Here is a 13428-nt window from a genome sequence, read left to right on the forward strand (position 1 = left end):
GCGTCTAGCCGCCGGTCACCGCGGCGTACAGGGTGTTGAACTCCTGGGTCTGCTCGTCGGTCAGCGGCGCCCACGACTTCAGGTTGGCCTGCACCTCTTCGGACGGGTTGATCAGCGGGTTGGCCGCGGCGGCCGCATCGACCTTGGCGAGCTCGTCGGTCATGTCCGAGAGCACCGGGACGAACTGGGTGAAGGCCACCAGCTTGGCGTAGTTGGCGCGGTCGTAGACGTAGTCGATCCAGGCCTCGGCACCCTTCTGGTTCTGGGTGGTGTACGGGACGACCATGGTGTCGATGAACCAGTCACCGCCGGATTCGGGGACCACGAACACCAGATCCGGGTTGTCGGCCTGCAGCTGCACGACGTCACCGGAATAGGCCTGTGCCACAGCGATATTGCCGGCTGCCAGATCGTCGGCGTAGTCGTTACCGGTGAACCGGCGGATCTGCCCCTTGTCCTTCTGCTCACGCACCAGGTCGACCGCCGTCTTGATCGCCTCGGAGGTGGGATCTTCCGGCGAATTGCCCTGCGAGAGCATGATCATGCCCAGACCGTCCTGGACATCGGAGAACAGGCTGACGCGGCCCTTGAACGCGGGATCCCACAGGTCGTCGATCTTGGTGATGTCGCGTCCGGTCGCGGCCTTGTTGTAAGCCAGGCCCACCATGCCCGTCATGTACGGCGCGGTGAACTTGCGACCCTCGTCGACCTTCGAGTCGAGCAGATCCTGGCGCAGGTTGGCGCGGTTGGGAACGCCCGCCTCGCTGATCTCGTTGAGCCAGCCCAGCCCCTTGACGCGGGCGGCCATGAACTCGGTCGGGATCACCAGGTCGGCACCGATGTCCTGCTTGCGCGACAGCGGCTCCTTCACCTTGGCGAACCACTGCTCGTTGTCGTTGAAGTCTTCCTTGTAGTCGACGGTCAGACCCGACGCGGTCTGGAATGCCGCGACGAAACCGTCGGCCATGTACAGCGGCCAGTTCGACACCCGCAGCGCACCGCTGGCCGGACCGCCGTCGTCGGCGGCCGATGTCGACGAGGAGGTGCCGCTGTCGGATCCGCACGCCGCGAGGAACGACGAACCCAGGACCGCGGCGGCGGCGGTCGCCGCGCTACCCCCGATGAACCGCCGCCGGCTGGTGCGGTTGGCAGCCAGCCGGGACAGCAGCCGGGGATCGATCTCGTTGGACATGCTGGGCCTTTCGTGAGGGGTGGGAAGGGAGAAGCGAAAGATCAGGACTCGTCGAGCATCTCTTCGAGATCCTCGGTGGTGGGGATGTCGGCGGCCGGCAGGACCAGTGAGGAGTCCGGGGACCAGGTGACGTACACCTCGTCGCCGGGGCGCAGCATCGGCAGATCCTGGTCCGGTCCGACATGGGCCACGATGGTCGAGTCGTCGGGTGCGGCGACCGCGAGCCGGACGACGGGCCCCTGGAAGGTCAGGTCGCGCACCGTGCCGCGGACCACCGCCAGACCGGGGGCGGCCGGCGCATCGGCCGACACCCGGACCCGCTCGGGACGGATCATCAGCGTCGCCTGTCCGCCGGGCTCGATGGTGGTCTCGCCGGGCTTGGATTTCAGGGTCGTGCCGAGCACGTCGATCTCGACGAAATCGCGGTTGGCACGGCCGGTCTGACGACCCGCCCACAGGTTGGCCTGCCCGATGAAGCCGGCCACGAACACGGTGGCGGGCCGATCGTAGATATCGGCGGGCGTCCCGATCTGTTCCACGTTGCCGGCGTTCATGACCGCGATGCGGTCACTCATCGTCAGCGCTTCCTCCTGGTCGTGCGTGACGTAGATGAAGGTGATGCCGATCTCGCGCTGGATACGCTTGAGCTCGAACTGCATGGCGTGCCGCAGTTTGAGGTCCAACGCGCCCAGCGGTTCGTCGAGCAGCAGTGCGCTCGGGTAGTTGACCAGGGCGCGGGCCAGCGCGACACGCTGCTGCTGGCCACCGGAGAGTTGCCCGGGCTTGCGTTTGGCGAAATCGGTGAGTCGGACGATCTCGATGATCTCGTCGACCCGGCGTTTGATCTCGCCCTTGCCCTTGGACTTGTCGAGCTTCATGCTGCGTGGGCCGTAGGCGATGTTGTCCCACACGGTCATGTGCGGGAACAGCGCGTAGTGCTGGAAGACGGTGTTCACGTTGCGCTTGTGCGGGGGGACCCTGGAGACATCGACACCCTCGAGCCGGATGGCACCCGCGGTCGGGGTCTCGAAACCGGCGATCATCCGGAGGGTGGTGGTCTTACCGCAGCCCGACGGGCCGAGCATCGAAAAGAATTCGCCCGCGGCGATGGTGAAGTCCGCGTCGGCCACCGCGACGTAATCGTCGAAGCGCTTGACGACATGGTCGATCTCGATGACGGGTTCACCCTTGCGCAGAGTGGCTCCGCCCTCGCCGGTCGAAGGGTCCGCGGCGGTGGTGTCTGTACCGGACAGGACTGGGCCTCCTCAGCATTGCGGTCGGTCAACCAACAATTGCCGATCAGAACGACCTTCGCAAGCGATTCCGCAACGATTTTACATTCCGACAATGGAATCCATAGCTTATCGGGGGCACTAGGGCAGATTCCGCTGCGCCGATGGGTTGACAACCATCAGATAGAAAAATGGGTGGCCACCAGCGCGTGCTTGATGGCGTGGTCGAATGTTCGCATGACCGGCAGCGCCACAGGTGCCACTCCGATGACAAACCGATCGCTGACATCACCATCGTTCGATGGACGATCCCCGAGCGGGCCCGGCGACCTGTCCGTGGAGACCCACGGAATCGCACCGGTGGCACCCGACAAGCGTTACGGCACCCCGGGTCGGTTGTTCACCGTGTGGTTCGCCCCGCAGGTCAACATGACCGGGGTCTTCACCGGCACGCTGGCCATCCTGCTGGGGCTCGGATTCTGGCTCGGTCTGCTCGCCATGGTCATCGGCACCGTGCTCGGTGGCCTCGTGGTCGCCTACCTGTCGACGTGGGGTCCACGCACCGGCACCGCGCAACTCCCGGCGGCACGACTGGCCTTCGGATCCGGTATCGCGGTACCCGCGGCGCTGCAGTGGTTGTCCTCGATCGCCTGGGATGCCCTCGTCGGCTTGTTCGGCGGCCAGGCACTGGCCCTGCTGTTGGACATCCCGTTCTGGGTCGCGGTGTTGATCGTGCTGGGCGTGCAGGGCGCGGTCGGATTCGTCGGCTACGAACTGATCCACCGCTTGCAGGCGGTGCTCACCGTGGTGCTGTTCGCGACGTTCGTGGTGTTCGCCGTCAAGCTGGTGCAGGACGGCGACGTGGTCACCCCGGCCACCCTCAGCGGGGCCGAACTGGTAGGCGCCTTTGTCATGGAGGTGACGATCGCGTTGAGTCTGACCATCTCCTGGGCCAGCTATGCGGCCGACTTCAGCCGCTATCTGCCGGTCGAGTCCTCGAAGGCCCGGGTGTTCGGCTACACCTTCGGCGGCATGGTGCTCGCCTACGTCTTCGTGCAGGGGATCGGTATCGCCGCGGCCGGGGTGCTGGGTGACCACACCGCCGAGGGGGTGCGCGCGGTGATGGGCGGCGGCGTGCTGGGCGCGGCGGCACTGTTGGTGATCGCGTTGGCCTCGGTGGGTTCGGGGGTGATGAACGACTACAGCGGGTCGCTGGCCCTGCAGACCCTCGGCGTACGGGTGCGCCGGCCGGTGTCGGCCGTCCTGGTGACCGTCGCCGCCTTCTTCCTGATCCTGTGGTTGCAGGCCGCCGATACCGCCACCCGGTTCCTGGATGTGCTGTTGCTGATCGGCTACTGGATCCCGGCGTTCGTGGCCGTCATCGTCATCGACTGGGTGCTGCGGACCCGCGGTGCGGGAGCCGCCGACCCGGGCGTCGATGTGGTGGGCGCCCGAGTCGACCGCCGCGATGCCGTCGTCGCGCTGGTGGTGTTCGTGGTGTCCTATGCGGCGGCGATGCCGTTCATGAACACCACCCTGATCCAGGGTCCGGTCGCCGTCGCCTGGCACGGCGCCGATATCGCCTATTTTGTGAACTTTGTTGTGGCCGGGCTGGTCTACGGCGGCTACCGGTACCTCACCCGCGCACGGTCCTGAAGAAGTCCCGGACGTCCTCGACGAGGAGTTCGGGTTGTTCGAATGCCGCGAAGTGGCCGCCGCGCGGCATCGTCGTCCAGTGCGTGATGTTGTAGTGCGGTTCGCACCACGGCCGCGGTGAACGCAGGATCTCCTTGGGGAAGTCCGCGACCCCGGTGGGCAGTCGGACCGGTTCGCGGTTGCCGAACGCGCTGAAGCTCTCCCAGTACAGGCGGGCCGCGGAGGCTCCCGATGCGTTGAGCCAATACAGCATCACGTTGTCGAGCATTTCGTCGCGGGTGAGGACGTTTTCGGGATCGCCGTCGCAGTCGGACCAGGACCAGAATTTCTCGACGATCCACGCCAGCAGTGCGACCGGCGAGTCGACCAGGCCGTAACCGATGGTCTGCGGGCGGGTCGACTGCTGTTTGGAGTAGCCGGCCTCCCATTTGCGGTAGTGCTTCATGGCGGCGAAGGCACGCTTGTCCTCGTCGGTGGGATGCTGCAGGCTGGCCTCGGTGGGCTGACCGATCGGCATGTTGGTGTGAATGGCCATGCAGCCGAGTTCGTTTCGGCCGATCTGGGTGGTGACGGCGCCCCCCCAGTCACCGCCCTGGGCGCCGTAGCGCGGGTAGCCCAGCCGCTGCATCAGGGTGTCCCAGGCCACCGCGATGCGTTCCACACCCCATCCGGTGCTGGCGGGCTTGCCGGAGAAGCCGAAGCCCGGCAGCGACGGGCACACCACGTGGAAGGCGTCCTCGGCGCGGCCGCCGTGCGCGGTCGGGTCGACCAGCGGCTCGATGATCTTGGCGAACTCGACCACCGATCCGGGCCAGCCGTGCGTGATGATCAGCGGCAGCGCGTCGGGGTGTGGGGAACGCTGGTGGATGAAGTGGATGTCGAGCTCGTCGATCTGGGTGGTGAACTGCGCAAAGCGATTCAGCAGCGCCTCGCGTGCGCGCCAGTCGTAGCCGTCGGCCCAGTATTCGGCCAGCTCGCGGGTATAGCTCAGCGGTATGCCCTGGCTCCAGTCGTCGACAGGTTCCGCCTCGGGCCATCGGGTAGCGGTGAGGCGGCGGCGGAGATCGTCGAGTGCGTCGTCGCTGATGTCGATGGTGAACGGCCGGATGTCCATCAGGTCATCGTGGCACGTACACCCGGGTCGGCTCGAAACGCCCTCGCAGCGTCACCGTGCCGTGGGCCAGCCAGCGTGCCGCCTCCGCGTCGGCGCGGTCCACCGCCACACCGGCGCAGGCAACGCGGCCGGGCAGCGCCTTGGCGGTATCGGCCAGTCGGGCCGCCTCGTTGACCGGGTCGCCGATCACGGTGTATTCGTAGCGGTTCTCGGCGCCGATGTTGCCGGCAAACACCGGTCCGGCGGACACCCCGATACCGAAGTCCAGGACACCGCGCAGGGTGGTGCCGAGGCTGCGGGCGGTCGCCAACGCCCGCGCGGCGGCATCCTCGGCGGCGATCGGTGCGCCGAACACCGCGAGCGCGGCATCACCCTGGAACTTGTTGATCAGACCGTGGTGTTCGTCGACGGCGGCCACCACACTGCGGAAGAACTCGTTGAGCACCGCGGCAACTTCCTGCGGCGGGTGGTTCATTGCGAGGTCGGTCGAACCGGTGACATCGATGAACAGCACGGCGACCGCACGGACCTCACCGGACAGCGCGATATCGGATGCGATGTCGGTCTGGACGGCCAACCGCATCACATCGTCTCCGACATGGCGGCCGAACAGATCGCGCAGCCGGTCGCGCTCCTGCAGTCCGGTGACCATCCGGTTGAACCCGCGTTGCAGCCGCCCGATCTCGGACTGCTCGTACTCGGCGACCTGGATGTCGATGCGGCCCTTCTCGACATCGGCCATCGCATCGATGATCTCGCGCAGTGGGTCGGAGATCGACAGCGACACCAGGATCAGGGTGCGCAACCCCAGGAAAACAGCGACCAGCGCCAGCAGCAGCACCGGGATGTCGATCGATGCCGACGGCGGGATGATCCACCCGTTCATCCGGCACAGCACCAGGATCGCGATCGTGCCACTGGGCAACGCCGTCGTCAGCGTCCACATCAGCACCAGCCGCGCGGTGACACCCGGTGCGGTGATCCGGTTCTCGAACTCTCGGGTGGCCGCGGCCACCACCGGCCGGATCACCCGCTGGGTGAACAGCAGGCTGCTGCTCACGGTGGCGGTGCCGCCGAAGACCACCGTCAGCGTCATCAACGCCACCAACGGTGCGCCGAGTCCGCGATTGGCCAGCAGGAAGACCGCCCCGCTGACCAGCCACACGGCCAGCAGCAGGATCGACTGACGACGGATGATGTTGATGGCGGCGCGGCGCCGGGTCGCGTCGGGTTCCGTGCCGGCATCGAACCACCGGACCGACGGGGCGAAGATGCGGTATCCGCCGTAACCGACCACCGCGCTGCTGGCGATGATCAGGACGATCACCGAGAACAGGTTGGTCGTGGTCAGCAGGGATTCGGTGCCGACCAGTGTCTGCCTGCGGAGCGATCCGAGCACGCCGACCAGCTCGGCGGCGGTCAGCAGGTGCGCCGAGACCAGGCCGATGCAGTATCGAATTGCCCTGTGCCGTACGACCTTCGGCTGGTCAGCGGGGGACATCGGTGTAGACCGGGGTGTAGCCGTCCGCCGAGAACGTGAAGCCCTTGGCGCTGGTCTCGCTGCCACACGAGATGCCGGAGGCCTCCTGCACATTGCAGCGGAAGCCGGCGACCGCCAGCACCTGTCCGAACGGCAACGTGACGGGCGGGTCTGGATCGGTCTCGGCGTCGATCTCCGGGGCGGTCGCGAGGAACCGGACATCGCTGTCCCGGTCGATCAGCACGGTGTCGGGTGCGGTGGATTCCCCATCGGGTCCCGGAACGGCGGTCGGTGCCCCGGTGATCGACAGTGTCGCGGACGCGGCCGGGCGGCAGCTCGCCGAGATGTGCGGGATGATCGCGCAGTACCATCGCCCGCTCGGGCCGGCGAAGCGGTACGCATTACGTCCCGGTGCGGGGACGTAGAACTCGGCGGCGTCGGCGAGCTGACGATTGCCGTTGTGCGGCGGCAGTTCAGGTGCCGGTGACGCGGCCTGGGTCGGTGTCCAGGGTGTGCCGGTATCGACGATCGTCGGGCTGCCACATCCGGCGGTCACCAGCACCAACAAGGCGACACTCACCGCACGCCTCATCGCGCGGTCGCCAGGACGGACCATTGGGTCAGCGTAAGGGCAGGGCTCGCTCCGGTGGGGGAGCGCGGGCCCGTGTCCGACGGGGGATCCGATCCGGATGACTACAACCGGTGACGGATCGCCGCTCCGTCGACAGGCTTGCCGGGTGACCCGTGTGATCCGTTTCAATGCCTTCGACATGAACTGTGTCGCCCATCAGTCCCCGGGATTGTGGAAGCACCCCGATGACCAGTCCTGGCGGTACAAGGACCTGGAGTACTGGACCGAACTGGCCAAACTGCTCGAGCGGGGCCGTTTCGACGGCCTGTTCATCGCCGATGTCCTGGGCACCTACGACGTGTACGGAGCCAGTGACGAGGCCGCCGTCCGGCAGGCCGCGCAGGTACCGGTCAACGACCCGCTGTTGCTGGTCTCGGCGATGGCACTGGTCACCGAACACCTCGGGTTCGGTGTCACCACCGGCACCGGGTTCGAGCACCCCTATCCCTTCGCCCGCCGCATCTCCACCCTCGACCATCTGACCAAGGGCCGAGTCGGGTGGAACGTCGTCACCGGCTATCTGCCCGCGGCGGCCCGCAACATGGGCCAGACCGATCAGCCCGCCCATGACGCGCGGTACGACCATGCCGACGAATACCTCGAGGTGTTGTACAAGCTGTGGGAGGGGTCCTGGGAAGACGATGCCGTCATCCGCGACAAGGCTCGCGGCATCTTCACCGACCCGGACAGGGTGCACCACATCGGCCACGAGGGACCGCATTTCAGCGTGCCCGGCGTGCACCTGTCGGAACCGTCGCCGCAGCGCACACCGGTGATCTTTCAGGCCGGTGCGTCACCGCGCGGGGTGCGGTTCGCGGCCGAGAATGCCGAGGCCATCTTCACTGCGGCGCCCACCAAGGCGATCCTGCGCGACAATGTCACCACCATCCGCCGCGAACTCGAACTCGCCGGACGTGACCCGTACGCGGTGAAGATCTTCAACCTGTCGACGGTGATCACCGCGGCCACCGACGAGGAGGCCCACGCCAAGCACGCCGAGTACCTGTCCTACGGCGATCCGGAGGGCGCGCTGACTTTCATGTCGGGCTGGATGGGCATCGACTTGGCCCGGTACGGTCTCGACGAGCCGGTGGGCAATGTCGACTCGAACGCCATCCTGTCGGCGGTGGCGGCCTTCCAGTCCGCCGATCCGGACGGGCGCGAGTGGGCTGTCCGCGATATCGCCGAATGGGGCAAGATCGGAGGTATCGGACCCCGATTCGTAGGATCCGGTGCCACGGTGGCCGATTCGCTGCAGGAGTGGGTGGACGAGACCGATGTCGACGGGTTCAACCTGGCGTACGCGATCACACCCGGATCCTTCGCGGAGTTCATCGAACATGTCGTACCGGAGTTGACCGAGCGCGGCGCCTATCAGTCCGCATATGCGCCGGGGACATTGCGTAACAAGCTGCTCGGCAAGGGTGATCGACTGCCCGACGAGCATCGTGGCGCCAGTTACCGTGTGGGTGCCCGTAATTCGACGGTGATCGATCGTCCGTCGACGTTGCCGTCATCGTCGGCGTCGGTGGCCGCGCAGCCGACCCGGGGGCGATAGATCTGGCGTGTGCGTGGTCCGTGGCGCTGAGCGTCAGGACCACGCACACGTCACGCGGTGCGCAGGAGTCGCGCCCGCTGTTGGGGCGTGGTGAACCGCACCAGGGTGTCACCGGTGAACTGGACGATCGCCACCGTGATGACCAGGATCACGATGGTCGCGAGCATGACGCCCTGGTCGAAACGCTGATAGCCGTAGGTGACGGCGACGTAGCCGATACCGCCGGCCCCAATGGTCCCGGCGATCGCCGAGTACTCGATCATCGCGATGATGTTGATGGTCAGTCCGCCGATGATCGACGGCACCGCCTCACCCAGTTGAGCCGTGCGGATGACCTGCAGACGTGAACCACCGGAGGCCCGCGCGACGTGGACCACCGCGGGCGGCACCGAGCGCAGCGAGTTCTCCACGATCCTGGTGAAGAACGCAATACCCGCCAGCGACATCGGGACCACCGCCGCGGCAATCCCGATGTTGGTGCCGGTGATGAATCGGGTCACCGGCATGATCGCGGCCATCAAGATGAGGAACGGCAACGAACGTCCGATGCTGATGATCCAGCTCAGCGTGGTGTGCAGTGCGGGGTTCTCGAAGAGGCCGCCCGGCGCCAGATTGTGGATCAGCGCACCCAACGGGACACCCACGGTGAGCACGATCACCATGACGATGCCGACCATGATCAACGTGTCGAGCAGGGCCGGGAACAACAACGCGGGTAGCTCACCGACCGGCACCTTGGCGCTGGCCAGCACCACGTCGGTCACGCCGCCCCCTCCAGCGTGCGTGCGACAGAGGCGTCGGTGGTCGCAGACAGGCCCAGTGTTCCCAGCACCTCGGCCACCCGGTCGCGCACCGCACCGGGGATCCCCAGGGTCGCGCTGCCGATCGTCACACCGCCCACAACCTGTACCGAGGCACCCAGAACATCCAGCGGCACACCGAGATCTGTTGTCGCCCGGTTGATCCAGTCCGCCGGCACGTCGGGCCGGTCGTATACGGCACGCCAGACGTCCCTGTCACCGCTCGGCGTGGCAGGTACCCCAGTCGGACGCAGATCGGCGCCGAGTCGCGACGCGGGGTCGGTCAGCAGACCGACAAGCGATCCCGATTCGACGATCCGGCCGTTGTCCAATCGCGCCGCGGAGTCGGCCACCTTCAGCACGGTGTCCATCTCGTGGGTGATGAAAACGATCGACAGATCGAGGTCGTCGCGCAGCTCACGCAGCAGTGCCACCACCGATTCCGTGGTCGCCGGATCCAGGCCCGCGGTCGCCTCGTCAGAGAGCAGCACGGCCGGCCGCAGTGCCAGTGCGCGGGCAATCCCGACACGTTGACGTTGCCCACCGGAGAGCTGGAAAGGATAGTGCCGAGCCCGGGCGGTCAGGCCGACCCGGTCGAGCAACTCGGCAACCCGATGCTTCGACTCACCGGGCGTGACTCCGAGATAGTCCAGTGGCAGCGCGACATTTTCAGCCGCGGTGCGGCGTTCCAGCAGGCCCGACGACTGGAACACCGTGCCGATCCGTCGGCGCGCCACCCGCAACTGAGCCGCCGACAACGTCGTCAGGTCGTCGCCGTTGACTACAACCGATCCGGAGGTCGGCGGAGTCAGCAGATTGATGCATTGCGCGAGAGTGCTTTTCCCGGCGCCACTGGGCCCGACCACGGCCAGGATCTCACCCGCGTCCACCCGGAAGCTGATCCGGTCCAGTACCACCGTCCGGTTCTCGCCGTGCCCATAGACCTTGGTCACGTCGGTCAGTTCGATCACATCGCCGACGATGCCACCGCCGCGTCGCGATCGAAAGCTTTGCGCTCAGCGTGAACCTGTCGGGAAAGTTGTTTCCCGCCAGCGTGATCGCAATCATTGAACGGGGTCTAGGACCTGCTGCAGACTCGGCGGACTATGAGTATCGACCAGACCGACACCGACACTGCCGGTTCCCACGGATTCACACTGAAGTCGCGCCGCAGGTGGCCTCTCATCGCGGCTGTGATCATCGTTATCGCTGCCGTGGCGGCGTATTTTGTGTTGTTCCGTGGTGACGGCTCCAAGTCCGCCAACGAGACCGCCGGTGCCACGCTGGAAGTCGTATATCTGGATTCGAATCCGGCCGAGAAGCGCATCATCGAGTACATCGCCGAACAGATCGCGCCGGATTACGGGATCAAGGTGACGGCCGTCGGACTGGGCGACAGCACCCAGATCAACAGTGCCATCAATGACGGTCGATACGCCGGCACCATCTTCCAGCACCGGCACTGGCTGCAGCAGGTGCTCGACGCCAACCCGAGCTTCCAGGAGGAGGCCGCCACCGGTCCGTTCTTCCACTGGGTGTTCGGCATCTGGTCGGACAAGTACACGTCCGTGGACGATATCCCCGATGGCGCGTCCGTATCGCTGCTGGCCGACCCCGCCAACAACGCGCAGGGCATCTGGTATCTGGCGCAGGCCGGTCTCATCACCATCCGGCCGGACGCCGACATCACGGCGCTCACGCAGAAGGACATCGTCGACAACCCGAAGAACCTCAAGTTCACGCTGCTCGACTTCGGCGCCCAACCGCGCGCCCTGCCGGATCTCGACGCCATCGTCGGCTATGCGGAATCGTTTCTCGCCGCGGGCGTTTCCGAGGACAAGCTCATCTTCGCCCCCAAGTCGCCGGACGAGTTCGCATCGGTTCTCACCGTCGGCAGCAAGTTCGTCGACACCGAGAATATCCAGAACCTGATCAAGGCGTTCGAGGACCCACGCGTGCAGACCTTCATCGCCGATGATCCCGAGGTGAAGAAGCTGGCCCTGCCGGGTGCACCCGGATGACTAAACGCGAACTCCACTTCGGAGTGAACGTCCTGTCTGATGGGATGCACCCGGCGGCGTGGCGGCATCCTTCGGCGGACCCGAACTGGTTCACCAACCCGGACTACTGGATCGAACTCGCGCGGATCGCCGAACGCGGCACGTTGGATGCGCTGTTCCTGGCCGACAGCCCGTCGTTGTTCCAGCCGCCGGATGAGCCGCTGGGCGGGCCGCCGTTGGCACTGGACCCACTGGTGCTGTTGTCGACGCTGGCGTCGGTGACCACCCATCTGGGTCTCATCGCCACCGTGTCGACCTCGTTCGAGGAGCCGTTCAACCTGGCCCGCCGGTTCGCGACATTGGACCATCTGAGCCGAGGGAGGGTGGCTTGGAATGTGGTCACCAGCAGTGACCCGTACGCGTGGAACAACTTCGCCCGACCAGGAGTGCCGTCGGTGCAGCCCGGTCGCGACGAACGGTACCGGCGTGCAGCCGAATTCATCGATGTCGTGCGTGCGCTGTGGGACTCCTGGGATGACGATGCAGTTCTGGCCGACAAGACTTCTGGAGCTTTCAGTCGGGTCGGGTCGATCAACACCATTTCCCACCGTGGCGAGTTCTTCTCGGTGGACGGTCCGTTGACTCTGCCTCGAACTCCGCAGGGACATCCGGTGCTGTTCCAGGCGGGCGGCTCGGCCGGCGGCCTCGACCTTGCGGCGCGTTACGCAGACGGCGTGTTCGCCGCGCAGGCGTCACTGACGGATGCGATGCGAAACGCCGAAGAACTGCGTACCCGGACGGTGGCGTACGGCCGTGATCGCAATGCGATCCGAATCATGCCGGGGCTGTCCTTCGTGCTGGGAAGTACCGAAGACGAGGCACACCGACGCCATTCCGAGCTCAACGAACTGGCCGGCGAGCGCAGGTTGCACCATCTTGCCGCCCAGCTGAGCATCGACCCGACCGAGTTGCAGTGGGACAAGCCGCTGCCGCGCTGGCTGATCGATGGCGTCGAGACAAAGGCCGGTTCGCAGGGCGCGCGCGATATCGTCGTCAATCTGGCGCGCCGCGAACACCTTACGGTCCGCCAACTGTTGGACCGTGTGATCACCTGGCATCGGCTTGTGGTGGGGTCACCAGAGCAGATCGCCGACGCAATCGAAGAGTGGTTCGTCGCGGGCGCTGTCGACGGTTTCAACCTCATGCCAGACGTGTTTCCCTCCGGCTTGGAGCTTTTCGTCGATCACGTTATCCCGATCCTGCGCGACCGCGGACTCTTCCGCCGCGAATACCGCCACACGACGTTGCGCGGACACCTTGGCTTGGACCGCGTCCCTGACGCACGCTCACTGGTGCCGGCTACCGCCTAGTGTCCTGAGCCGCCGACCGCGACACGCGGCGTGTGTACGACGCTGTCCAGCGTGCCCGGCCGTTGGGAAGGACCCAGGACACCAGGCGGCGGGGCTGCCCGCCGATTTCACTGTTGAGTTGACAAGGTGCCGTTGAGCTTTGGGTCAGGCGGCAGTCGGTAGGTCTGTCATGGTGCGTCTGGCGTGGGATCGCAGATGATCGGGTTCGGGGCCTGTCGGGTCGTAGGGTGGGACGAACCACGGGTGCCGATCACGGCCGAGGTAGATCTGCCAACCACCGTGATGGATCAGGGTGTGGTGCATCCGGCACAACAACACCCCGCCGTCCAGACAGGTCGTCCCGCCTTCACTCCACGGGACGATGTGGTGGGCATCGCACCACGACACCGGCCGAC

Annotated in this window: 12 protein-coding genes; 4 read left to right on the forward strand and 8 right to left on the reverse strand. The window is 66.2% G+C overall.

All coding sequences use genetic code 11. The features are described from left to right. Window positions 1–4 precede the first annotated feature (4 nt). A complete protein-coding gene (locus ACLBYA_RS10860; RefSeq protein ID WP_447709399.1) occupies window positions 5–1192 on the reverse strand; it encodes a polyamine ABC transporter substrate-binding protein in 1188 nt (395 codons plus the stop codon). Between the two features lie 41 nt (window positions 1193–1233). Further along, window positions 1234–2388 (reverse strand): ABC transporter ATP-binding protein, encoded by a 1155-nt coding sequence (locus ACLBYA_RS10865; protein WP_447709422.1) that lies wholly within the window; start codon window positions 2386–2388, stop codon window positions 1234–1236. A 273-nt stretch (window positions 2389–2661) separates the two neighbouring features. Between ACLBYA_RS10865 and ACLBYA_RS10870 the strand changes: the two genes are divergently transcribed. Further along, window positions 2662–4080: a purine-cytosine permease family protein gene (locus ACLBYA_RS10870; protein ID WP_447709400.1), complete on the forward strand. Its 1419-nt coding sequence runs from the start codon at window positions 2662–2664 to the stop codon at window positions 4078–4080. Here ACLBYA_RS10870 and ACLBYA_RS10875 read toward each other — a convergent pair. Genes ACLBYA_RS10875 through ACLBYA_RS10885 form a run of 3 tightly spaced genes read right to left on the reverse strand, consistent with a single transcriptional unit; the run spans window position 4061 to window position 7254 of the window. Next, complete coding sequence (locus tag ACLBYA_RS10875) at window positions 4061–5188, reverse strand: epoxide hydrolase family protein (protein WP_447709423.1); 1128 nt, start codon at window positions 5186–5188, stop codon at window positions 4061–4063. The genes ACLBYA_RS10870 and ACLBYA_RS10875 overlap by 20 nt on opposite strands. A 10-nt stretch (window positions 5189–5198) precedes the next feature. Next, entirely contained in the window at window positions 5199–6695 is a 1497-nt protein-coding gene (locus ACLBYA_RS10880) for an adenylate/guanylate cyclase domain-containing protein (RefSeq protein ID WP_447709401.1), read from the reverse strand. After that, on the reverse strand, window positions 6682–7254 hold the full coding sequence (locus ACLBYA_RS10885) for a hypothetical protein (RefSeq protein ID WP_447709402.1): 573 nt from the start codon (window positions 7252–7254) through the stop codon (window positions 6682–6684). The genes ACLBYA_RS10880 and ACLBYA_RS10885 overlap by 14 nt, the downstream gene beginning before the upstream one ends. 157 nt (window positions 7255–7411) lie before the next feature. Here ACLBYA_RS10885 and ACLBYA_RS10890 point away from each other — a divergent pair, with 157 nt between their 5' ends. Then, entirely contained in the window at window positions 7412–8863 is a 1452-nt protein-coding gene (locus ACLBYA_RS10890) for an LLM class flavin-dependent oxidoreductase (RefSeq protein WP_447709403.1), read from the forward strand. 50 nt (window positions 8864–8913) lie between these two features. On the opposite strand, the gene ACLBYA_RS10895 is transcribed toward ACLBYA_RS10890, so the two are convergent. Together ACLBYA_RS10895 and ACLBYA_RS10900 are read right to left on the reverse strand one after the other, a co-directional pair. Continuing rightward, window positions 8914–9627, reverse strand: a complete 714-nt coding sequence (locus ACLBYA_RS10895) for a methionine ABC transporter permease (RefSeq protein WP_447709404.1) — start codon at window positions 9625–9627, stop codon at window positions 8914–8916. Continuing rightward, window positions 9624–10634, reverse strand: a complete 1011-nt coding sequence (locus tag ACLBYA_RS10900; RefSeq protein WP_447709405.1) for a methionine ABC transporter ATP-binding protein — start codon at window positions 10632–10634, stop codon at window positions 9624–9626. Before ACLBYA_RS10900 ends, ACLBYA_RS10895 begins: the two co-directional genes overlap by 4 nt. A 135-nt stretch (window positions 10635–10769) precedes the next feature. Between ACLBYA_RS10900 and ACLBYA_RS10905 the strand changes: the two genes are divergently transcribed. Together ACLBYA_RS10905 and ACLBYA_RS10910 are read left to right on the forward strand one after the other, a co-directional pair. Then, window positions 10770–11684, forward strand: a complete 915-nt coding sequence (locus ACLBYA_RS10905) for a MetQ/NlpA family ABC transporter substrate-binding protein (protein ID WP_447709406.1) — start codon at window positions 10770–10772, stop codon at window positions 11682–11684. Further along, a complete protein-coding gene (locus tag ACLBYA_RS10910; RefSeq protein WP_447709407.1) occupies window positions 11681–13033 on the forward strand; it encodes an LLM class flavin-dependent oxidoreductase in 1353 nt (450 codons plus the stop codon). The genes ACLBYA_RS10905 and ACLBYA_RS10910 overlap by 4 nt, the downstream gene beginning before the upstream one ends. 144 nt (window positions 13034–13177) lie before the next feature. Here the strand turns inward: ACLBYA_RS10910 and ACLBYA_RS10915 are convergent. After that, window positions 13178–13428, reverse strand: a 251-nt coding sequence (locus ACLBYA_RS10915; RefSeq protein ID WP_447709408.1) for an HNH endonuclease signature motif containing protein, incomplete at its 5' end; no start/stop codon positions are given.

This window comes from Mycobacterium sp. C31M, assembly GCF_053345865.1.

What these genes read in the sequence shown, in the direction of transcription:
- ACLBYA_RS10860 (WP_447709399.1), bottom strand. Translation starts at nt 1,192, where the DNA reads ATGTCCAACGAGATCGATCCCCGGCTGCTGTCCCGGCTGGCTGCCAAC.
- ACLBYA_RS10870 (WP_447709400.1), top strand. Translation starts at nt 2,662, where the DNA reads ATGACCGGCAGCGCCACAGGTGCCACTCCGATGACAAACCGATCGCTG.
- ACLBYA_RS10880 (WP_447709401.1), bottom strand. Translation starts at nt 6,695, where the DNA reads ATGTCCCCCGCTGACCAGCCGAAGGTCGTACGGCACAGGGCAATTCGA.
- ACLBYA_RS10905 (WP_447709406.1), top strand. Translation starts at nt 10,770, where the DNA reads ATGAGTATCGACCAGACCGACACCGACACTGCCGGTTCCCACGGATTC.
- ACLBYA_RS10910 (WP_447709407.1), top strand. Translation starts at nt 11,681, where the DNA reads ATGACTAAACGCGAACTCCACTTCGGAGTGAACGTCCTGTCTGATGGG.